Annotated in this window: 21 protein-coding genes and 1 pseudogene; 7 read left to right on the top strand and 15 right to left on the bottom strand. The window is 39.4% G+C overall.

What is annotated here, in order from left to right:
• The first annotated feature begins 48 nt into the window (after positions 1–48).
• The 3 genes from MHI58_RS02835 to MHI58_RS02825 all read left to right on the top strand — a co-directional run bounded on the left by MHI58_RS02835 (position 49) and on the right by MHI58_RS02825 (position 1747).
• Positions 49–234 carry a hypothetical protein gene (locus MHI58_RS02835; RefSeq protein WP_024719177.1) on the top strand — a complete coding sequence of 62 codons (186 nt, stop codon included), beginning with the start codon at positions 49–51 and terminating at the stop codon, positions 232–234.
• 109 nt (positions 235–343) lie between these two features.
• Positions 344–790, top strand: a complete 447-nt coding sequence (locus MHI58_RS02830; RefSeq protein WP_192876920.1) for a MarR family winged helix-turn-helix transcriptional regulator — start codon at positions 344–346, stop codon at positions 788–790.
• A gap of 63 nt (positions 791–853) precedes the next feature.
• Positions 854–1747: an alpha/beta fold hydrolase gene (locus MHI58_RS02825; protein WP_045035190.1), complete on the top strand. Its 894-nt coding sequence runs from the start codon at positions 854–856 to the stop codon at positions 1745–1747.
• Between the two features lie 35 nt (positions 1748–1782).
• Here the strand turns inward: MHI58_RS02825 and MHI58_RS02820 are convergent, their stop codons facing one another.
• Complete coding sequence (locus tag MHI58_RS02820; protein WP_007496435.1) at positions 1783–2931, bottom strand: type II asparaginase; 1149 nt, start codon at positions 2929–2931, stop codon at positions 1783–1785.
• Positions 2932–2956: 25 nt separating this feature from the next.
• Between MHI58_RS02820 and MHI58_RS02815 the strand changes: the two genes are divergently transcribed.
• Positions 2957–3553, top strand: a complete 597-nt coding sequence (locus MHI58_RS02815; RefSeq protein ID WP_324606730.1) for a UPF0715 family protein — start codon at positions 2957–2959, stop codon at positions 3551–3553.
• 93 nt (positions 3554–3646) lie between these two features.
• Here MHI58_RS02815 and MHI58_RS02810 read toward each other — a convergent pair whose 3' ends face one another.
• From MHI58_RS02810 to MHI58_RS02785, 6 genes and pseudogenes are all read right to left on the bottom strand, one after another.
• The gene (locus MHI58_RS02810) at positions 3647–4408 is read right to left on the bottom strand and encodes an SDR family oxidoreductase (RefSeq protein WP_041507603.1); all 762 of its coding nucleotides are present in this window, start codon (positions 4406–4408) and stop codon (positions 3647–3649) included.
• Positions 4409–4519: 111 nt separating this feature from the next.
• A complete protein-coding gene (locus tag MHI58_RS02805) occupies positions 4520–4897 on the bottom strand; it encodes an MmcQ/YjbR family DNA-binding protein (RefSeq protein WP_045035188.1) in 378 nt (125 codons plus the stop codon).
• 156 nt (positions 4898–5053) lie between these two features.
• Positions 5054–6204 (bottom strand): IS3 family transposase gene (locus MHI58_RS02800; protein ID WP_156351405.1). Its coding sequence is split into 2 segments (ribosomal slippage): positions 5054–5931 and positions 5931–6204, totalling 1152 coding nucleotides; the frame shifts between segments, so codons are not numbered across the junction.
• 132 nt (positions 6205–6336) lie between these two features.
• A pseudogene (locus MHI58_RS02795) lies at positions 6337–7229 on the bottom strand (alpha/beta hydrolase).
• Positions 7230–7419: 190 nt separating this feature from the next.
• Complete coding sequence (locus MHI58_RS02790; RefSeq protein ID WP_045035253.1) at positions 7420–8859, bottom strand: DHA2 family efflux MFS transporter permease subunit; 1440 nt, start codon at positions 8857–8859, stop codon at positions 7420–7422.
• A gap of 72 nt (positions 8860–8931) precedes the next feature.
• Entirely contained in the window at positions 8932–9510 is a 579-nt protein-coding gene (locus tag MHI58_RS02785; RefSeq protein WP_039169846.1) for a TetR/AcrR family transcriptional regulator, read from the bottom strand.
• A 268-nt stretch (positions 9511–9778) separates the two neighbouring features.
• On the opposite strand from MHI58_RS02785, the gene MHI58_RS02780 reads away from it, so the two are divergent.
• Positions 9779–10510: a glycoside hydrolase family 16 protein gene (locus MHI58_RS02780; RefSeq protein ID WP_041507160.1), complete on the top strand. Its 732-nt coding sequence runs from the start codon at positions 9779–9781 to the stop codon at positions 10508–10510.
• Between the two features lie 42 nt (positions 10511–10552).
• Here MHI58_RS02780 and MHI58_RS02775 read toward each other — a convergent pair whose 3' ends face one another.
• Entirely contained in the window at positions 10553–10954 is a 402-nt protein-coding gene (locus MHI58_RS02775) for a MerR family transcriptional regulator (RefSeq protein ID WP_045035252.1), read from the bottom strand.
• Between the two features lie 223 nt (positions 10955–11177).
• On the opposite strand from MHI58_RS02775, the gene MHI58_RS02770 reads away from it, so the two are divergent.
• Positions 11178–12227 (top strand): NAD(P)-dependent alcohol dehydrogenase, encoded by a 1050-nt coding sequence (locus tag MHI58_RS02770; RefSeq protein ID WP_041507134.1) that lies wholly within the window; start codon positions 11178–11180, stop codon positions 12225–12227.
• A gap of 247 nt (positions 12228–12474) precedes the next feature.
• Positions 12475–12936 carry a CarD family transcriptional regulator gene (locus MHI58_RS02765; protein WP_041507135.1) on the top strand — a complete coding sequence of 154 codons (462 nt, stop codon included), beginning with the start codon at positions 12475–12477 and terminating at the stop codon, positions 12934–12936.
• 278 nt (positions 12937–13214) lie between these two features.
• On the opposite strand, the gene MHI58_RS02760 is transcribed toward MHI58_RS02765, so the two are convergent.
• From MHI58_RS02760 to MHI58_RS02730, 7 genes are all read right to left on the bottom strand, one after another.
• Entirely contained in the window at positions 13215–13418 is a 204-nt protein-coding gene (locus MHI58_RS02760) for a cold-shock protein (RefSeq protein ID WP_003214229.1), read from the bottom strand.
• Between the two features lie 345 nt (positions 13419–13763).
• Positions 13764–14777, bottom strand: a complete 1014-nt coding sequence (locus MHI58_RS02755) for an NADP-dependent oxidoreductase (protein ID WP_045035251.1) — start codon at positions 14775–14777, stop codon at positions 13764–13766.
• Positions 14778–14993: 216 nt separating this feature from the next.
• Complete coding sequence (locus tag MHI58_RS02750) at positions 14994–15743, bottom strand: SDR family oxidoreductase (protein WP_045035250.1); 750 nt, start codon at positions 15741–15743, stop codon at positions 14994–14996.
• Positions 15744–15925: 182 nt separating this feature from the next.
• Positions 15926–16711, bottom strand: coding sequence for an SDR family oxidoreductase (locus MHI58_RS02745; RefSeq protein ID WP_041507138.1), 786 nt, complete (start codon positions 16709–16711; stop codon positions 15926–15928).
• A gap of 166 nt (positions 16712–16877) precedes the next feature.
• Complete coding sequence (locus tag MHI58_RS02740) at positions 16878–17936, bottom strand: alkene reductase (RefSeq protein WP_041507139.1); 1059 nt, start codon at positions 17934–17936, stop codon at positions 16878–16880.
• Positions 17937–17949: 13 nt separating this feature from the next.
• Positions 17950–18798, bottom strand: a complete 849-nt coding sequence (locus MHI58_RS02735) for an alpha/beta fold hydrolase (RefSeq protein WP_041507140.1) — start codon at positions 18796–18798, stop codon at positions 17950–17952.
• Between the two features lie 110 nt (positions 18799–18908).
• A complete protein-coding gene (locus MHI58_RS02730) occupies positions 18909–19484 on the bottom strand; it encodes a TetR/AcrR family transcriptional regulator (RefSeq protein WP_041507141.1) in 576 nt (191 codons plus the stop codon).
• Between the last annotated feature and the right edge of the window lie 221 nt (positions 19485–19705).

Here is a 19705-nt window from a genome sequence, read left to right as displayed (position 1 = left end):
CCCATAATACAATGAAAAAGGCATCGACTTCCTAAGGAGTGAATCTAAGTGAAAACAAACAAAACGATCATTTATGCCATCACCAAAAAGGACGTATACTTGTTTTTCTTCTATGATCTATTCATTGCCACCTTAGCCTACTACATGTTCAAAATCAAACCAACTATGTTTTATGAATGCTTAGGGATAACAGGAAGTATTCTTTGTCCATTGTTGATGAGAAAGTGGAGGTAGAGGTCATTTTCTCATCACATCTATCCCTCTTTTATTTAATTTTTCTTAATATTTAACTTCACTTAAATATTAAGATCACATATAATATAGGAGAAAAGAGGTGAAGTCATTGGATGAGGATATCATTCATTACAGCAAAAAAATCATTGAGTACTCAAACGCGCTAGGCTCTATCTATGTAGAAGAGTATCAACGATTCTTAAAAAATGAGTATGCAGATTTAACAAGCAAACAAGAACTGACACTTGAATTGCTGCGGTCGAAGACGAGAACAATCAATGAACTAGCTGATTATTTCTCCATTTCATCTAGTGCCGCTAGCCAGCTCATATCAAAGCTTGAACAGCTTGGATATGTGAAAAGAGAGATTAATCCACATAACCGTAGAGAAATCATTGTTGATTTTGCTCAAAAGGGCCATGACTATCATAAAGATATTGAAAAAATTCAGCTACATCTTATTCAAAAATACTATGCCAAGCTTTCAAAAGAAGATCTAAAAACATTATTATCGCTTTACGAAAAAATCTATCAAATTGCGAAAGAAACGCCTTAACCCGGCCTTTCATGCATGAATATGTAAGCTAGATAAACGATAAACGATGAAGGGGATGATCATATGGATAGGATTCATTTGCAAGATGGACGTCATATTGGTTTGTCTCAATACGGTGATCTTGAAGGATTCCCAGTATTCTTTTTTCATGGGACACCTGGATCGAGAGTGATGTTTTTAGATGATGATCCAATCTCAAAAGAGCTTGGCATTCGTCTCATTTCTTTAGACAGACCTGGTTTTGGTTTATCTGATCCGCAACCTAACCGTACCATTTTAGACTGGGCAAAAGACGTACAGGAAGTGGCCGATCATCTTGACATCTCCCATTTTTCAGTGATTGGTGTCTCTGGAGGCGGGGCATTCGCTGCTGGTTGTGCCTATCAATTGCCAGATCGCATTCTTTCGGCTGCTCTCGTCTCAAGTACCACTCCATTTCAGGATGGTAAACCGCCTAAAAGTATGCTAAAAGAGAACAAGATTGCCTTTTTCCTCAGTAAAAGAATGCCTTGGCTCTTAAAGGCAAGTTATCGCGCTCAGAAAAAACTAATTGAAAAGAAACCAGAGAAATTCAAGAAACTAACGAAAAAAGGGAACAAACATTTACATCCATCGGATCGGCAATTTCTTCAAACCGATGAGCAACTGGAGCTGATGATGATGCATTTATACGAAGCTACTCGTCAATCGGTTGATGAATGTATTCATGAACCAGATTTACTCTCACGGTCATGGGCATTCGATATGAAAGATATACAAATCCCTGTGGATGTCTGGCATGGAAAAGAGGATCAGATGGCCCCTTTTGCAGAGATAGAAAGAATGGCTCCGAACATTCCAAACGCCAAAACGCACTATATCGAGCAAGCAGGACATTTTCTTACTGATATAGATGATGTTTGGAGAGACATTTTACTCTCTTTAAAAAAACGGGCTGAACATCAGGTACACATATAAAAAAAGACCCAATGATACGTCGGGTCTTTTTCTTTTTAATACTGCTCGTAATAGGATTGAATTTTATCTGGATCTTTTGTTTTCGTCAGAGCCAGCATGAGTAGAATGCGGGCTTTTTGTGGATTTAATGAATCCGATGAGACAAAATGATGTTCATCATCCATTTTTTCATGTGTGACAATGCCATTTCCTGCACGGCTTGACCTCACGATCACCACGTCTTTCTTCACTGCATCTGTTGCCCCATTGATCGCTTCTGTTGACATCGTTCCATTTCCTGCGGCGGCAACGACAATGCCTTTCGCTCCTGCTTTAACCGCAGCATCATACACATACTTTTGATCATTTTGATAGCCGTATAAGATATCCACTTGCGGCAGCTCTTTTAGCTTTGAAATATCGAATTCACTGTCAGCTGTATGTTTTCTTGTCGGTTCGTTATAAAAAGAGACAACTTCACCCGCCACTTCTCCAATGTACCCTTGCTCAAGAGACTTGAACGAATCGGTTGTGGTGGTATTTGTCTTCGTAATAAAACGAGCAGAGGCAATTCGGTCATTTAATGTCACCATTACACCTTTGCCTTTGGCTTCTTTTGTCGAAGCAATTTTCACTGCATGATACAGGTTAAGCGGGCCATCCGCACTAATGGCAGATGCTGGCCTCATGGAACCCACGACCACCACTGGCTTATCACTTTTTACAACCAAATGTAAAAAATAGGCCGTTTCTTCTAAAGTATCTGTACCATGTGTCACCACAATGCCATCCACTTGATCATCATTTAAAAGCTGATTGACTCGTTTCGCTAATTTTAAAAGAAGAGCGTTATCCACATTTTCACTGCCGACGTTCGCTACTTGCTCACCCGTGACATTTGCAATATCTTTCAGCTGTGGTACGGAAGCAATGACTTTATCGATTCCAAGTGCACCAGATTTATATCCAGTCGTATCTGTATTACTATCTGAACTACCGGCAATCGTTCCGCCTGTTGCCAGCACCTTAATGTTGGATAAAGATTTGTTCCCTGTCTCAACAGCCGTGTTTTTTTCTTTTGTTTCACTAGTAGTGCTTTCTTGATTACTTTGATTATTCTCTTGAGTGCTATCGTTCGCACAAGCTGCGGTCACCAATAGTGAAACAGAAAGAAGGGCAGCACCAAACCATTTTGTTACGTTCATAAGATCATCTCTTTTCTTAAATGTGATGAATAATTATCTGTCTATAGGGTTTACTTTATACCATTCCTTCATTCATCAGCATGAGGTGAAAGTCACAGAACCAAATAAAGGAAAAAGGGCACTATTATCAAAATTTATTTATACCATAATACCTAAATTGACTTCAGAAATTGTTCTCAACCCATTTATGATAAAATATAGGAAATATTACAAAAAAGGAGTACATACAGTGCGTTCCGTTCAACCATTTTACAAAATCCTACTCACACTATTCTTCAGTTCCATTTTACTCAGCTTGTTCGTATGTTTGTATCCACCGATTCAGGGCGAGCCTGCGTTTATGATGTTTTACACTCCCGTCTTTTTTGTTTATTATTTCATCTTTGCGGTACCTTTACAGTTGTTGTTTTCTTTACAGCCCAAGGCTTTTGATCCTCTTTATTTAGCGGCTTACTTACTGATAGCAATGATTGTCATGCTTTTTGTTATGGATGGAATTGAGAGCTCCACATCCCTTCCGATCATGATTGTCAGCAGTCTCATCTACTGGACCTGCGATTCTTTCATTCATCAAAGAAGTATAAAAAAACACCTAATGTATAGGTGTTTTTATCTATTCTAGTATGTGTTGACAGTGCTCCACATTATCCAAGACATCTTTCGGCTCGGTATCCTGCTGATCGCTAAGAGAATCTATCTCAGTGATTGGAACTTTTTATTTCATGCTTGTGCCAGCGTGTGAAAAAATGGGGTCCTTCAATTCAAAATCAAATGTCTTCCCATCAACGATACCAACTGTTTTTGAACTGTCGTAAAGCTCAAGCAAGCACGCTGCCATTTCTTTTGATGTGTGATATTTCTTGATAGTGCCTTCATATTCGAATTGATCGACATCTAATGAACGCTTTGCAAATTCCGATTCTGTCGCAGCAGGCGCTAATACTTTTGCCTGTAATTTGGCTCCTTTTTCTTTCAATTCTAGGGCCAGCCCTTCTGTAAAGGCGCTCACATAAAATTTCGTGGCTGAATAAGTGACAGCGTTGCCGACGACGGTATAACCCGCTCTTGAAGAGATATTGATTAGCTGCGTCCCCTCTTTTTGCTCATAATCACGGACAAACAGAGTGGATAAAATTGTTAACGCTTCAATATTGAGATGAAGCATGTCCCCAATTTTTTTCACATCCTGCTCTCCTATTGAACCAAAATGGCCAAACCCAGCATTATTAATGAACGTATCCAGCTCATCACCAGCTAATGACTCATAGAAAGAATACACTTGCTCTCTGTCTGTTAAATCAACAGACTGGACCTTCACTTGAATATCGGGATATGTTTCTAGAATCTTTTCTTTCAGTTCTTGGAGTTTATCAAGCCGGCGTGCAGCTAAGATCAGATTTTTTCCTCTTGCTGCAAAGGCCAAAGCCGTTTCATACCCAATACCTGAACTTGCCCCTGTAATGACTGTATAGCCCATTGTATATCCCCCTATTCGTATCTTCTAGCTGTTTAAAGTATAGCGAGAGCATGTGACTCTAGTCAATTTTGAAGAGATTCAAAGAGACATGAACAACTGAACGTTCAGCATTTAATCGGTTTCTGTTGAATCATGTTGGAGGATAGCCTGCTGAGCTTTTTTGGTTAATTTGTGAAAAACCAGTTGATAGGAATGTTCAATTAGCTCTTCGACAAATGAAGATGGAATATCTGCATCAAGATAAATAGAATTCCAATGCGTCTTATTCATGTAATAGCCGGGAATAATTCCTTCATGCATTTCTCTTAATTCTTCAGCGCGTTGCGGATCACATTTTAAAGTGATGACTGGCTTGCGATCGACGTCTCCCCCCATCATGGCGAACATCTTTCCACCTATATGATAACGATCTGCCTGCCACTCAGGTTGATAGTCGTGGGTTGCTCCTTGTAAAGAAAGACAAAATGCCTGTAGTGTCTCTTTTTTCATTCTATTAGCTCCTTTTTAGATGTCTTCTATCTTACTATTATATCGACTGCTGCGATTGTTGTATCTACACTTCTTTTCAAGACGTCAGCAAGAACACAAAAAAAGCACAGACAAAAGGGACTGACCCCCGTTTTTGAGACAGGGATCAAAACACCTTTATACAGCCAATTGCCGATAGTTGATCGGTGATTGGTTGTTTAGTTTTGTTTGAATACGAATGTTGTTATAATAATAAATGTATTCTTTGACAGTGCGTTCTACGATGGTGGTCGTAGTTCGATCAATGCTGTTAAGATAGAACGTTTCAGACTTTAGCGAGGAATGAAACGATTCGATGGAGGCATTATCAGCGGGCGTCCCTTTACGGGACATGCTCATGGTAATGCCTTTTATATGAACAGCTTTCTGATACTCGTAAGATGTATACACAGAACCTTGGTCGCTATGTAACACACAGTTTTCAGGCAGTGCTGGGAGCTGATCAAGTGTGTTTAAAATAAAGTCTGTGTCCTGCTTATCACCAATCGTAAACGCAATCACTTCTCCATTATATAAATCCAATATACTGGAAAGGTACAATTGTTTCTGTCCATAAGGCAAATACGTGATGTCCGTTACTAGTTTTTCAAGAGGGCGATCAGACTGAAAGTTCCGATCCAGTATATTACCAGCCACAGCATAGGGATGCCCATTTTTCTTACGCTTTTTCATTTTAACCCGGCACTGCCACTGGTTTTTCTGCATGATACGTTGAACAGTTTTATGGTTAATAAGCATTCTCACTTTTAGTATGGCTGTGATTTTTCGATATCCATATCGATACTTGTGCTCTCGGCACAACGTGCCGATTTGTTCCTCTAATTGTTTTTTAGAATGATTCTGAGTCAGATCTTTTTTCCATCTATAGTACGAAGCGCGAGAGATGCCTAAATGGACACAAATGTCCTGTACTGTCATCATTTTGCACAATTCTTCTACTAGTTTGATTGACGTTTCCTTATCAACTTCCTTTCCAATTCGTTGTACTTTTTTAAAACTTCATTCTGTTGACTCAAATAGCGATTTTCTGCCTGCAGTCTCTCTAATTCGGAAGAGTACTCGGGACCCTTTCCATAGGTATATTGTTTTCCAACAGGCTGTTCGAACCGGTGTGTATCCCCAGCCTTATGCCACCTCACCCATGTCTGAACCTGCGTCTTATTCTTGATATTCAATTCCTGCATGATCTCTTTCATAAATACGCCTGCCAATCTCATTTCTACAGCCTTCTGCTTGACTTCAACCGGATAACTCACTCTTGTCCCCATAGAAAAAACACCTCCATGTTTTATTTCGGATTACAACGATCCGTTTTCAAACTTGAAGGTGTTTTTATTTGTCTCATCTTATGGGGTCAGTCCCAAAAAGGTCTGTGCTTTTTACTGATATCCGAATATTTCTTATTCAAACGCCTTCTTAAGCTGATCGCTCATCAGATGCCAAGCCTCTTCAGCTATCTCTAAGTCTCCGGCATGAGTGAACGCATGAGGGACTCCTTTAAATTGTTTGTATGTGACATCTACCCCTGCTTCTTTTAACTTGCCTGCATAATGCTCAGCTTCTTCAGCTAGTGAATCCTTCTCAGCTGTGATAACAAGAGCTGGGGGCATTTGTGCTAACACTTCTCTCTCTGCAAAGACTGGAGAAACGAGCGGATTGTGCGGATCTTGACCTTGCAGGTAGAAGGCATTAAACAGTCTCGCCATTTCAACTGGAATTGCTTCTTCAAACGCTGGCTTTTGTGCTGGATCAGTAGCCAAATCAAGCGGTGGATAGTCAAGCACTTGATAGACAATCGGAAGTTTGTTCCCTTTTTGGATATCAAGCAGACAAACCGCTGTTGCCAAGTTCCCACCTGCACTATGTCCGCCAATGGCTAATCGATTTGGGTCTATTTGTAGTTCATCAGGATGCTCATATAACACTTCATCACATCGTAGCATTCATGAAGAGCGGCCGGAAAAGGGTGTTCCGGTGCCAGCTGATACTCCACATTGACGACGATACACTCCGCACGATCTGCTATGACCGGACACCAATGATTATCCATTTCAGCACTTCCAAGTATAAAACCGCCCCCATGCAAATTCACGAAAACAGGAAGGGGTTGTTTCAATGTTTTCACAGGTTTAAATACCCACACCTTTGTTTCACCAGCACCCGTTGGGATATCATATTCCATTTTGTTCACTTCAGGAGGGTGGACTGGCTTTAATTCTGATTGACCAGCTAATGAATCTTCAGCTGGTTGACGCAATGACTCAGCCATTTTAATTTGTTCGTCTAAGTTCATGATCTCAGCTCCTATCTTATTCTTTTATCCCTATCCATTCGTTACGAATTTCGCCTTTTCCTTCAATGTCGTCAGAGAGTCGTTGCTTTTTATCTATCTCCCCATTTACAGCTCCTTTGAAACAAACATTCACCCCTATGAGTAAATAAAAAAAGCACTGCGGCGCTAAGTCCTCAGTGCTTTTCATATATTATGATACTTGTTGTTCTACTTTCACTCGTTTAATAAAGAAAGCAATCACCAAACCAATCACTGTCATAATGACAGCAAAGATAAAGGCATGCTGGACGCCATTTGTAAAGGCGAGCAGCTTATTGACTGGATTTGCGGGATCAGCCACATTTTCCATAAAACTGCGCGCTCCTGATGAAAGGATCGAGATACCAACCGCAGTCCCAATCGCTCCTGACACTTGCTGCAATGTATTCATAATCGCTGTACCGTGCGGATATAGCTCTGGTGGCAGCTGATTTAATCCATTTGTTTGGGCAGGCATCATGATCATCGCAATTCCTATCATTAACGTAATATGAAGCGTCACGATATAACCGATGGACGTATTCACACTTAAGTTCGTGAAGCCAAACATGGTCGCTGCAACGATGACAAGGCCTGGGATGACAAGCCACTTCGGCCCAAATTTATCAAAAAGCCCACCCATGATTGGCGATAACAGTCCATTGATAATTCCACCTGGTAATAGCATTAAACCTGCTGTAAATGTAGAAAGTGCCAAGGACGTTTGCAGATATAATGGCAAAATCATCATAGCAGACAGCATCACCATCATACACACTAAAATCAGAAGTAACCCGATCACAAACATTGGATATTTAAATGGGCTTAAATTCAACATCGGTTCTTTCATGTTTAACTGTCTTAGAGAGAACACAAGAATGCCAATGACACCTACAACAATCGCCACAATCACATGCATACTGCTCCAGCCGCCGCCTTCACCGGCACTGCTAAAACCATACACAATTCCACCGAAACCGATGGTTGATAGCACAATCGATAAAATGTCGATTTTCGGTCTTGTGGGTTCCGTAATATTTTGCATAAAAATATACCCAAATACGAGTGCAGCAACTAATAACGGAAGCGAAATCCAAAAAATCCAATGCCATGTTAACGATTTAAGAATAAGACCAGAGACCGTTGGACCAACTGCTGGGGCAAACATAATGACAAGACCGATAATCCCCATTGATCTACCTCTTTTATGAGGCGGAATGATGACCAAAATCGTGTTAAACATCAATGGAAGGAGCAAGGCTGTTCCTACTGCCTGCACCACACGCGCCACCATTAAAATACTGAAGACTGGTGCAACGGCCGCAATAAATGTACCGATGATCGAAAAGACCAGTGAAGTTATGAAAAGCTGTCTTGTTGTAAACCATTGAAGAATGAGGCCTGAAATTGGAACAAGAATCCCTAGTGTTAATAAATAGCCGGTTGTAAGCCACTGAGCAGTCGTTGCTTCAATACCAAAGTCTAATGTTAAACTTCTCAGCGCCATGTTGAGTGCCGTTTCACTAAACAGTCCAATAAATCCAGCTGTGATAAATGAAATAATAATGGGCAGCGTTCGAATGTCGGAAGCTGCTGTTTGCTGTTTGTTCATATTATGTTGGCTCCTTTTCTTTTTCAATATTGAGCAATCTTAGGAAGTCAGGCTAGTCAGAAATGAGCCACTTCATTGTCGTTGAAAAACAGATAAAATTTGTTTTTCCGCAGCGAATTGTGCAATTTTTTCGATTGAGTAGCCAGATTCATGAATATAGAACATGAGTTCAGGCGTCATTGGAGAGGACATACATAATGTCGTCAACTCAATGTCTTGTATGTTCGCTTCTCCCTTTACTTTCGCTTCCTCGAGCAAATCACGAATGATTTGTTTGAGTGATTGACTGTAATGACAATCATATACTTTACTTGTCTGCTCTAAGTTCCCAGAGATTGTGAGCATACGAATCCAATCTAAATGATGACCGACGATGAGATGAATTTCTTCAAGAACATATCGTAAACGCTCACGAACCGGCTGATCACTGATTTTACTTAAGTAAAGATGCAACGCAGGGATCAGTTGTTCAAATTTTTCTCCAAGGATCGAAAGGCATAAATCACTTTTATTGGCATATCGGCGGTAAAGAGTACCCTGTCCAACACCAGCTGTTTTAGCAATTTTATGCATACTGACATTCTCTACACCAAACTCTTGAAACAAAGAAAAAGCGACCTCTTCAATTTCCTTTCCAATATCCTTTTCCATGATGCTTCACCTTCTTTACCTTCATCCACCTTGCATATATCTCTATGTGTAAATCAAATTTCTTTCATTTTCATTAGGACAATTGTACCGGTATTATCTTACGGACAACTGTCCGCTTTGTCAATCATTATTTTTTACCTATCAATTTTCTTTTCATTCTATTAAAAAAACACACTGTTTATCATTATTTAGACCGATTTTCCATTTTGAGAGAATCATGTATGATCAAAAAGAAAACGCTTTCAAAAAAAGAGAGGGGAATGCCTACATGTCTTACCGTGTAAAACGAATGTTGATGCTGCTTGTCACTGGATTATTCTTAAGTTTGTCCACATTTGCTGCAAGTGCCTCGGCACAAACGGGCGGGTCGTTTTATGAACCGTTCAACAACTATAATACCGGGTTATGGCAAAAAGCCGATGGGTACTCGAACGGAAATATGTTTAACTGTACGTGGCGCGCAAACAATGTCTCCATGACGTCGTTAGGGGAAATGCGATTATCGCTCACAAGTCCCTCCTATAATAAGTTTGACTGCGGAGAAAACCGCTCCGTTCAAACGTACGGCTATGGGCTATATGAAGTCAACATGAAACCAGCCAAAAATGTTGGGATCGTGTCTTCGTTCTTTACTTATACGGGACCGACTGATGGTACGCCTTGGGATGAAATCGACATCGAATTTCTAGGAAAAGATACGACAAAGGTTCAGTTTAATTATTATACCAATGGTGTCGGAAATCATGAAAAAATCGTCAACCTTGGTTTTGATGCAGCAAACTCTTATCACACATATGCGTTCGACTGGCAGCCTAACTCGATTAAATGGTATGTGGATGGTCAATTAAAACATTCGGCTACTACTCAAATCCCTCAAACACCGGGAAAGATTATGATGAACTTATGGAATGGTGCAGGTGTCGATGAATGGCTCGGCTCCTACAACGGTGTTACTCCACTTTACGCTCATTACAATTGGGTGCGTTACACAAAAAGATAACCACATCACAAAACCTGTGACAAGTCACAGGTTTTTCTTCATTTAAATAGAGCTCGTTTTTAATTGATGAACTAGTTTTTGTTCATAACTGTGGATAATATCTTCATAACTTTCGATCTTGTAATCTAACCGTTTAATCGTTTCTTCGATTTCCTTTTGTTTGTCTACGAGTCTTTCTCTCTCATTGACCAAAATCCTCTTCCTTGAGGACAATGTACGATCCTCTCCCTCGATAAATAAAGCCGTATATTCTCTAAGAGCATCAATTGACAGACCCGCATTTCTCATACATTTAATAAATTCTATCCACTGAATATCTTCTTCTGTATAATTTCGAACACCATTTTCATCACGCCTGATCGGTCTAATTAAACCTATATTCTCATAATACCTGAGCGTAGCAGTAGATAAATCGAGCTGCTTGGCGGCTTGTGCTATTTTCATTGTTTTCACCCTTCTCTTCTTTCTCTTACTTGACGATCTCCCTTTTCCCATCATCTCCATTTTAATCGAGAAGACAAGATACTTTTGGCTCAAATCTTGATTCAAGGTTGATGCTAAAGCCTGAATTGAGGCGATCAGAGGGTTCTATGTTGACTTAAAGTTCACTTTAAGACGTACAGTATAGAGGAAGGACCGAATCTTACTTTTGAAAGGATGATCAAGAATGTGTCAGACACACCAATCAAACGTTTTAAGTGTTTCTCATGCAAAAGCAAACTTTGAACGGACAACCATTGAACGAAGAGCACTTCGTCCACATGATATTTTAATTGATATTCAGTTTAGCGGGATCTGTCATTCAGATATCCACAGTGCCTTTGATGAATGGGGCGGCGGTATTTTCCCAATGGTTCCGGGTCATGAGATTACTGGAGTTGTTTCAGCTGTTGGGGATGCTGTCACGAAATTCAACATTGGTGATCGTGTAGGCGTCGGCTGTTTTGTCGATTCTTGCGGTACATGTGAATATTGCCAAAATGGAGATGAACAATATTGCAAGAAAGGAGTCGTTCAAACTTATAATAACCTGGATTATGATGGAGAACCAACTTACGGCGGCTACAGTCAGAAAATTGTTGTGACAGAACGATTTGTTGTCAATATTCCTGACCAGCTCTCCCTCGATGTCGCCAGCCCTCTTCTCTGTGCCGGCATCACAACGTATTCTCCGTTAAAACACTGGAAGGCTGGGCCTGGCAAAAAAGTGGCGATTGTCGGAATGGGCGGTCTAGGTCATGTCGCCATTCAATTTGCACGCGCACTTGGCGCAGAAGTGACTGTATTAAGCCGCTCTATGAATAAAAAAGAAGAGGCGCTGTCATTTGGTGCAAAAGACTATTTTGCTACAAGTGACCCTGATACGTTTAAGACACTAGCCGGTCAATATGATCTCATTCTCAATACCGTCTCTGCCAATATCAACGTGGATGCCTATTTGTCCTTACTTCGTGTTGACGGAACATTAGTAAACGTCGGTGCACCACCAAAGCCAGACAACTTCCATGTGTTTTCATTAATTACTGGACGTCGCAGCATCGCCGGCTCACTCGTTGGCGGCATCCAAGAAACACAAGAAATGCTCGATTTCGCAGCTGCTCACAAAATCGCACCACAAATTGAAGTGATCAACGCAAACCAAGTCGATGAAGCATATGAACGTGTGCTCAATAGTGATGTGCGTTATCGGTTTGTGATTGATATTTCGACATTATGATCGGATTCTATTTGGAAAGACCAGCTCAATGGCTGGTCTTTTTTAATGGTCGATATCCTGTTTTTCTTGTAGCAAGGATTCTTGAGGATATACTCAAAAATCATCCGAAATTCCCAAAAAAATCTCTCTTTTTTAGAACAAAATTTATTGACAAAAAATAAATAAACATGTTATTATTAAAAATTTGATTATTTCACCTCCAAGTGTGGTACCCTTAAAGTAGATACATGATATGGAGGCGGATGATATGTTTCAAATTGGTGATAACATTGTTTATCCAATGCACGGAGCAGGTATAATTGAAGCCATAGAAGAAAAAGAATTCTCTGATGAAAAACAACAGTATTATGTCATTAAGATGGCCGTTAGCCATATGAAAGTGATGATTCCTACAAGGAAGATGTCAAGGTCAAAGATAAGACCTGTTACAGATATACTTGCCTTAAAGAACATTATGCACACTTTTCAAAATGGAACATCAGATAAGTTATTGCCATGGAAAGAGAGATATAAAATCAACACCGACAAAATCAAAACGGGCGACATACTAGAAGGCGCTGAAGTGGTACGTGATCTCATGCGGATGAAGAAAGAAAAAAAACTGAATGCAAGCGAAAAGAAAATGCTCGACGATGCTTATGGTTATTTGATTAGTGAGCTAGAAGTCATCAAAGGAATCACTGAAAAACAAATCAAGAGTTTCTGCTAATATTGTCTACCTGCTTCCCCATTTTTTGAATACATTTTCTCTACGAACAAATCCCTCTATCTTCGACCAGTAAAGAAAAAAGAATTTATTTAAGCAAATTCCGCATATTGTAAATCCAATATGCTATACTGTTGATAAACCTTTGAAGCATGAATTTTTTTACGATTACCTTGTAACATCTCCCTACTTGTACGCTGAGTAGGGTTTTTTATTGCAGAAATAAATGAAAACACAAAAAAACAGGCTCTCTACAGAGAACCTGTTTTAAAAAATAAAGATTAAGCAGTTTTTTGAACGTTAGCAGCTTGAGCTCCACGAGAACCTTGCTCTACGTCAAAAGTTACTTTTTGACCTTCGTCTAAAGATTTGAATCCGTCACCTTGGATAGCTGAGAAATGTACGAATACATCGTCTCCTTCTTCACGTTCGATAAATCCAAAACCTTTTTCTGCGTTAAACCATTTTACTGTACCTTGTTCCATGTTTGTTGCCTCCTAGTGCGTTACCACACAATGTATTATACTATCCTTGCCCAAAGTATCCTCAAGACGAAAAGTCTTTCTTCATGCTATCCTTTACGCCGAACAAAAATAATTATTCTTATTGTAACATGAATCGGAAATTATTGCAATTTGTTGATTTATAACCGTACCTGATGTTGTTACAAACATATTAAACCTTTTAAAAAAGGGCATTTTCGATTATAACGAATTAAAAATTCAATCATTAAGGGCATAAACAAGCTCTATATATACTGGGTTATTCACTTCACCTTAGCTTTTTGTTTTATTCAGTTTATAATAAAACCTTTACAATTCCTTTCGATTTTAAAAACGAACAATCACTTTCCCTTTTGGCCGTCCATTTGCGACTAGTTTTAGCGCTTCATTTACGCTTTCTATGGTGAATATGGCTGGATGAATTGCTGGTACAATATTGTTATCTTCAATAATTTTTGTCACCTCTTTCAGTTGTTCACCGTCAGAACGAACGAAGATAAAACGATATTCCACGTTTTGTTTTTTAGCTTTGCGGTCATACTTTGCACCAGCAAGGGCAAATAACATTTGTTTCCACCGCGGGAAATTTCGATCTTTCCCGAAACGTTTATTCGGACCTGTCCGAAGGGAGAGCAATTTTCCACCCGGTTTGATTATACTCAATTCACGGTCAAATTCTTTAGGTCCCAATGTATCAATTACGTAATCGACATTCGACAGCAATTCAACATAGTCTTCGGTTCTATAATCCAAATATTGAGATGCACCCATTTCCAAGATGCGTTCGCGCGCCTCTGCACTGCCGCTAACAATGACGTGTAAGCCCATTGCCTTTGCGATTGGTACAGCCATTTGCCCAAAACTCCCTGATCCGCCTGGAATGAAAACAGTTTCTCCAGATTGTGCCTCAAGCTCTTCATATAAGCCTTGATACGCTGTGAGTCCAGCAAGTGGTGCTGTAGCAGCTTCCACATAGGTTAAATTTTTTGGCATGAGGGCAATAGAACCAGCGTCAATTGCGGCATATTCTGCAAAGGCGCCAATCTTTTCTATAGGGAGACGTGTATAGATGGTATCTCCCACGTGAAATTCTGTCACATTTTTTCCGACTTTTTCGACAACACCTGTCAATTCATTACCAAGCGTTAATGGGAATTCATAATCTTGAATCAGTTTCACGCTACCTGTAATAATTAACATTTCGAGTGGATTGACCGCCGCAGCTTTGACCTTTACCAAGACTTCATTGTCAGCGATCTCTGGAATTGAAATGTCATTGATTTGTGCATGGAGATTTTTTGAGTACTTAGTGATCTGAGCTGCTTTCATGAGTGTTTTCATTTATCATTAACCCCCTTTCATAGAGTTGCTTTTATCATTTAAAATGTTTAATCGTTTAGGTGGAGGGAAACTTTTATTAAAATCAATCCACCACCTAAACCTTAAATACTTACAAAATTACCTTTTTCATTTGACAATCCCCTTTTAAGAACGATCATTCTTAAATGTTTATCATTCTAATCGGTTACTTCTTTTTTCACGTGTATTGTTAAGACACTAAACGCCTAGTATTGGATAGATTTGATCTCTTAAATTGAAATTATAGCTTTCATCTACAATACCTACGACTTTATCGTTGTCATAAAGTTCCATAATAAAACCAGCCATTTGCTTAGCTGTGTGATACATTGGCATAAAGTTTTTGTAATCAAATTCTTCTACATCCTGTGCAGTTTTCTCAAATTCTGTTTCAGTCACTGCTGGTGCTAAAACTTTTGCCTTCATTTTTGCACTTTTAAGCTCTAGTTCTTTTGCAAGCCCTTCTGTAAATGCACTTACAAAATATTTAGATGCAGAATAGGTAATACCACCAATATAAGTTGCATATCCAAGTGCAGAAGATACGTTAATTAATTGAGTTCCCTCTACATGAGAATAATCACGTACAAAAAGTGTAGAAAGGATTGTCAATGACTCGATATTAAGACGTAACATGGACTCTACTTTTTCTAAACTCTGATCCGAAACAGAAGAAGATTCACCAAGACCAGCATTGTTAATCCACGTCTCAACTTGATATTCCTTTAAATTCTCATAAAGTTTATACGAGTTGGCTGTGTCAGATAAATCACTTGTACGAATGATCACATCTACATCTGAATGGCTGTCTTGAATTTTTGATTTAAGCTCTTCCAATTTATCTAATCTTCTAGCCACAATAATTAGATTTTTGCCGCGAGCAGCAAATGCTAATGCTGTTTCATATCCAATACCCGAGCTTGCTCCTGTAATAACTGTATACTTCATATCATTCTCTCCTCAAAATCATATTTTTAATTCATTAATCGTTATGACACAACACGTATTTCTAGGTTTCTATCTTTATAAAAGTCTCTGAAATTTTCCCAACAACCATTTAATCCATTTCTGGGTTTTGGCTAGAATGGCAGATCATAAAACACCCCCAATCCAAGTCACCCTCAATTAGGTCAATGCCCTGTTCTTTGCTGTGTGGATCTGACCATACGGGTCACCATTTTGCGTGGCATCAACCGCGGAAGAAATGCCATGAATCGGTTGCGAGCACCTGGTATTATGAAGGTCTTGCCGCGTAAGAAGCCTCGGTACCCTTCCTCAGCCACCTGCCCAGCTTCCATGATAGTACCACTCTGGAACAACTGCGATTCACTAATACCCGAACGATCAACGAAGCCAGTTGACGTAAGCCCCGGACATAGAGCCGTCACAGTCACTCCTGTGCCGTTCAACTCGTTCTCCAAAGCCTCGGTGAACGACAGCACGTACGCCTTCGTTGCGTAGTAAACCGACATCATAGGTCCCGGAAAAAAAGCCACCAACGAAGCCACATTCATCACGCCTCCTTGGCCCCGTTTGACCATATCTGGCAAGAACATTTTCGTCATCACAGTCAAAGCCTTGATATTGACGTCAATCATATTCGTCTCTTGTTCTAACTGCGTCTCCAAGAATGTTCCGTACAAACCGAAGCCGGCATTATTGACAAGATAGTCGACGACGATCCCCTTCTCCTTGAGCTCAGCAAAAATCTCCGCCGGCACGCCGGGTGACGCCACATCCTTGGCGATGACCGTCGCTTGACTGCCATACCTTTTACGATATTCTTTTGCAAGTTCAAAAAGCTTACCCTCACTACGCGCCACCAGTACTAAATTATATCCTCCCTTGGCAAAACGATCTGCCAACTCTTTTCCAATTCCACCAGATACTCCAGTGATAAGAACAGTTTTTTTCATTTTATAGCAAACCTCCATTTTCAGTTTAATTTTTTACCATAGTCTGCTATCTCTAAAGCTTATTAAAATTCTCTATATTTTTTAACGCACATGTATCTTTTAAAAGAACCTAAGAAAAAAGGATGTGACCATCCCTTCCCTAAATGGGATAGTCATATTAAATCAATTACTTTAAGAAAGGATAATCTGTATAACCTTCTTTTCCTCCTGCATAGAGCGTGTTTTTATCAGGTTCGTTTAGGGGAGCACCTGATTTAATCCGTTCTACAAAGTCGGGATTAGCTAGTACCCAAGTGCCTACTGTGACAACATCTGCAATACTATTATCTACATCCGACGAAAGTTGATCTAGAGGACGACCTGGACGGTTAACAAGAAGTGCTTGATCCCAAAGTTGACGTACATCTTTGAGAAATTGCTGGTTTCCAAAGTGCATTAAATGCAGATATGCTAGGTTAAGTTTATTTAATTCACTTATTAAATAGCGATACATCTCAAGACTATTTTCCCCCTCATCAATTCCTTGCAGTGTTCCTTGAGGAGAAAAACGAATTCCTGTTCTTTCTGCTCCTATTTCATCAATAACTGCTTTAGCTACTTCAATTGCGAAACGAGAACGCCCCTCAATCGTACCACCATATGCATCTTGACGATGATTGGAATTTTCACTAAGGAATTGTTGGATCAAATATCCATTCGCTCCGTGAATTTCAACTCCATCTGCACCTGCTTCAATTGCTGAACGTGCTGCTACACGAAACTCTTTGATAATATCTTTTATCTCAAGCTCACTTAGTTCTCTTGGTGTTGGAATTTCTTTCATTCCATCTGCCGTGAAAATTTCTACACCAGGTGCAATAGCTGACGGTGCAACTGCTTGGCGGTGATGAGGTGTGTTATCTGGGTGTGATACACGTCCTACATGCATAAGCTGAATAAAAATATGACCGCCTTCACTATGAACCTTAGAAGTTGCTTTTTTCCATCCTTTAATATGATTTTCTGTATAAATACCAGGTGTATTCATGTAACCCTGCCCATCATCTGAAGGTTGGGTTCCTTCGCTTATAATTAAACCGACTGAGGCACGCTGCCCATAGTACTCTGCTACTAATTCGCTCGGCGTACCATCTGGTAAAGCTCTATTTCTAGTCATCGGAGCCATACCTATGCGATTTTTCAAATCAATGTTTCCAATACGAACTTTTTCAAATAATCTGCTCATTAGAATACTCCTTTTAATAAGAATGAGAATCAAGAAATAAATTCACGTGTTCTGCAAATAGTTCTGGAAATTGAAACAGATGCCCGTGACCAGAATCAGGATATATAATCAGCTGTGCTTTGGGTAATTTCTCGGCTAAGATATAACTGTTTTTAGTCGGTACCATCACATCATTAACACCATTAGTAACAAGTACAGGTTGTTTGATGTTTTGAAGCCATTCATAATCATGATTAGATTTTGGTTTAGCCCACTGTGCAATGGCTTGTAATTGTGCCTCTTTTACTTGCTCTGAACTGTTTACTTTTTTCTGATTAAAAATTCTTTGTAATGAAGCCATTCCTGCAGATTTGCTAGTTTCAGTTTTTTCGTAGAAAAAGAACATAAAATCATTTATTCCATCTTCTTCTGTTCCGCCGTGACGATTCATTCTTTCAAAAATCTCTGAATTTGGATGAATGCCCGATTCAGGCGCAGTACCTGCCATAATGATGTTTCTTACTAAATTTCCCTCCTGTAAAGCTAGCTCTTGTGCAACCATGCCGCCAATGGAAAAACCAAGAATATCAACTTGTTGCAAACCAAGAGTTTTGATAAATGTTGCTGCATCTTTTCCCATATCAGTAATTGTAGTAGGAGTTAGGCCATCGGTCTCACCAACCCCTTTATTGTCAAATAAGATAACTGGGCGTTTCTTTGCAATCGGTTCAAGCATGTTTGGATCCCAGTTTTCCATCGTTCCTCTAAAGTGAACAAGAAATACTAGTGGTGTACCATCTTGTGCACCAAATTTTCTGTATGCGTAGCGAGTTCCTTCTGCTTCAATAAATTCTGATTCTGCTGGTATCTTAAAGTTTGTCATTGTGTGTTCCTCCTTAGTAAATAAAAAATGATTTAATAAGTCTGCATGATAATGGTTTGTTTCACGATAATTTTAGAATGTTCGTTCTAGAATAGTTAAAAAAAAGAAAGCTAGTCCAACACTGAAAGTGCTAGATTAATGATGCTTTCTAATTCTTTTTTACTGTAATTAGTTTTTATCAGTACTCTTATACCTACCAAATTGTTGTGTAAGAAACGAGATATGTTATCAGATTTGATTTCTTTTGATATCTCTCCACTAGTTTGGCCCCGTTTGATAAGGTTATTAAACATATCTTCAGTACGGTTAAACATTTTTGTCACGATGCGACCAATTTCTTTATCCAACAAAGATAATTCAGTGGCTGCATTTACTGATAGACAACCTTTTGGGTATTGTTCAATGGAATTAAGTACGAAAATAAAAACATCACGTATCGCCTGTTTAATGGATGAAGTGCTGCTAATAATGCTTTCCATCTCATTGACGATGAGCTCTTCGTAGTAATTAAGGGCAGCTAAAAACAACGAACGCTTGTCACCAAATGTGTCATATATACTCCTGCGGTGTATCCCCATATGATTCACCAAATCTTGCATGGATGTTTTTTCATAGCCCTGTTCCCAGAAAAGCTCCATTGCCTTTCTTAATACTGCTTTTTCATCAAACTCTTTACTTCTAGCCATTTTTATTTCTCCTTATAAAAATCCATGACCCAATACTAACAAAAACAAACATCATAATCCATTATAGAATGATCATTCTAAAAAAGGCACATGCATTTCAAACCATGGATACATAATAGCCTTTTTAGAACGATAAGTAAAGAATTATTAATCACCAATAGTTGTTCCATATGTTCACACCGGCATCCACACCTAATCCTACTCCTTTGTTCTTGTCTTGT

The sequence above is a fragment of the Bacillus sp. FSL K6-2869 genome, from assembly GCF_040869405.1.
Classification (GTDB): Bacteria; Bacillota; Bacilli; order Bacillales; family Bacillaceae; genus Bacillus; species Bacillus altitudinis.
This window is presented reverse-complemented; position numbering and strand designations above follow the sequence as displayed.

Bases quoted from the DNA above. Each gene is read 5' to 3' on its own strand.
- MHI58_RS02805 (WP_045035188.1), bottom strand. From the start codon at position 4,897: ATGAAAAAAGAGACACTACAGGCATTTTGTCTTTCTTTACAAGGAGCA.
- MHI58_RS02760 (WP_003214229.1), bottom strand. From the start codon at position 13,418: ATGGAACAAGGTACAGTAAAATGGTTTAACGCAGAAAAAGGTTTTGGA.
- MHI58_RS02735 (WP_041507140.1), bottom strand. From the start codon at position 18,798: ATGACAAACTTTAAGATACCAGCAGAATCAGAATTTATTGAAGCAGAA.
- MHI58_RS02820 (WP_007496435.1), bottom strand. From the start codon at position 2,931: ATGAACGTAACAAAATGGTTTGGTGCTGCCCTTCTTTCTGTTTCACTA.
- MHI58_RS02745 (WP_041507138.1), bottom strand. From the start codon at position 16,711: ATGAAAAAAACTGTTCTTATCACTGGAGTATCTGGTGGAATTGGAAAA.
- MHI58_RS02755 (WP_045035251.1), bottom strand. From the start codon at position 14,777: ATGAAAACACTCATGAAAGCAGCTCAGATCACTAAGTACTCAAAAAAT.
- MHI58_RS02740 (WP_041507139.1), bottom strand. From the start codon at position 17,936: ATGAGCAGATTATTTGAAAAAGTTCGTATTGGAAACATTGATTTGAAA.
- MHI58_RS02770 (WP_041507134.1), top strand. From the start codon at position 11,178: ATGTGTCAGACACACCAATCAAACGTTTTAAGTGTTTCTCATGCAAAA.
- MHI58_RS02785 (WP_039169846.1), bottom strand. From the start codon at position 9,510: ATGGAAAAGGATATTGGAAAGGAAATTGAAGAGGTCGCTTTTTCTTTG.
- MHI58_RS02815 (WP_324606730.1), top strand. From the start codon at position 2,957: ATGAATAATTATCTGTCTATAGGGTTTACTTTATACCATTCCTTCATT.
- MHI58_RS02780 (WP_041507160.1), top strand. From the start codon at position 9,779: ATGTCTTACCGTGTAAAACGAATGTTGATGCTGCTTGTCACTGGATTA.
- MHI58_RS02765 (WP_041507135.1), top strand. From the start codon at position 12,475: ATGTTTCAAATTGGTGATAACATTGTTTATCCAATGCACGGAGCAGGT.
- MHI58_RS02750 (WP_045035250.1), bottom strand. From the start codon at position 15,743: ATGAAGTATACAGTTATTACAGGAGCAAGCTCGGGTATTGGATATGAA.
- MHI58_RS02810 (WP_041507603.1), bottom strand. From the start codon at position 4,408: ATGGGCTATACAGTCATTACAGGGGCAAGTTCAGGTATTGGGTATGAA.
- MHI58_RS02790 (WP_045035253.1), bottom strand. From the start codon at position 8,859: ATGAACAAACAGCAAACAGCAGCTTCCGACATTCGAACGCTGCCCATT.
- MHI58_RS02730 (WP_041507141.1), bottom strand. From the start codon at position 19,484: ATGGCTAGAAGTAAAGAGTTTGATGAAAAAGCAGTATTAAGAAAGGCA.
- MHI58_RS02825 (WP_045035190.1), top strand. From the start codon at position 854: ATGGATAGGATTCATTTGCAAGATGGACGTCATATTGGTTTGTCTCAA.
- MHI58_RS02775 (WP_045035252.1), bottom strand. From the start codon at position 10,954: ATGAAAATAGCACAAGCCGCCAAGCAGCTCGATTTATCTACTGCTACG.